The following is a 1,405-nucleotide window of genomic DNA, read 5'->3' as shown; positions in this document are numbered from 1 at the left end:
CCTAACAAGCGCATCCAAGTGACGCCTTCGGCGCACCTGATGCGGGCGTTAGGCGCAACCAAAACCTGAACATCGCAGTTCATATATAAATGGATCACATATTAATTTATCAGCTTTCTTATAGAGATGCAGTCCTAAGCACATTAGCTTTAATACTAATTACAGCAACTTCTATATACTTTATTTTCAAACATCTTAAGACGAAAAAGTCTAAGGGCAACTTCACCGATTTTAATTTATTCATATCACTGTTCGTAGTAATTTTCTTCTCACCACTCATTACCAATAGCGTGAGTTACTTATCAAACTATACAAAACTGAGAAACGGCAGCTATGAGTCCATAGAGGGAAAATTCAAATTGATAAGTGAAGAATTGTCTGAAGCAAAAATCACTATTGGCAACATGGATTTTAAGATCGATAAACGTTCTGCGTATTGTTATTCTGGCCCACTCCAAGTAGATGGGATCCAAGATGGTGCCACTTTAACGGTAAAGTATAGAAATAACACGAAAGGCCCGTGCATACTTGAGCTTAAGGTATTACAGTCCAGTTGAAAATCATCATTCAGCGCCTACAAGTAAATCCAGGTGACGCCTACGGCGCACCTGATTTAGGCGTTAGCTGCACCAAACCTCTCGCTCAGTGTCTGCTCAGGTTAGCCTTGACCTATGAAGACTTATTGCTAAAGTTATCTCACGTTCGCAATGGTGCGACGGGAAACAGGAAGTTTCGGGTGGAACTTTAAAATAGCGTTGAACGTTCTTCTCCCCACCAATTAGAACGCATCGCATCGAGTTGTCTAGAAATCTAGAGAGCTAGGTGTGTATGCGAAAAAACAAGGCAGGCACCAGTAAATACAAAATACTGGCTCATGTATTGATCTTTATTTGTACGATCATTACTTCTGCAACTTACGTACTACTTTCTAACGAGTCAGCTATAGCAATAGAGAATGTCTGGTTCTATTTTTCACGCTTGCTATTTCTTACGACAATATACTTGTTTCTAACGAGCGACTGATAGACGTTATTACCACCAATGGCGCAAAGGCTTCTCCTACAGTAGACTGCCTGAAACAATTTTAGGTGTATGAGGAAATAAGTCTTGGAATGGGTAGAACGTGCCGCGTATCTAGCGCTTTTTATTGGGGTTTGGCATGAACTCAACAGGTTTCCTGCAACAAGTAAATCTATCATCAGACTTCAAGAGCGTGTTGATGAGTTAGAGTCTGAAAACAGAGACCTACAAGATAAAATCCAAGAGCTTGATGGTGACCTTTTATCAGTATCCAATGAAATCGATAAAATAAAAGACCCTGAGTACCATCAAGCCATAGAGGATGGTGATGGTTATGCACTTTATAGAATGGATAAAGAACGCGGCAACATTTAAACATAGACAA

General features: G+C 40.1%; 1 protein-coding gene. It reads left to right on the top strand.

What is annotated here, in order from left to right; translation table 11 throughout:
- Positions 1–1,107: 1,107 nt before the first annotated feature.
- Positions 1,108–1,395, top strand: a complete 288-nt coding sequence (locus ACY2RQ_RS19335) for a hypothetical protein (protein ID WP_490114648.1) — start codon at positions 1,108–1,110, stop codon at positions 1,393–1,395.
- The last annotated feature ends 10 nt before the right edge of the window (positions 1,396–1,405 follow it).

The organism is Parendozoicomonas sp. 209JJ7-1, from assembly GCF_058147085.1.
The sequence above is the reverse complement of the archived record's forward strand: the minus strand, read 5'-3'. Positions and strand labels throughout refer to the sequence as shown.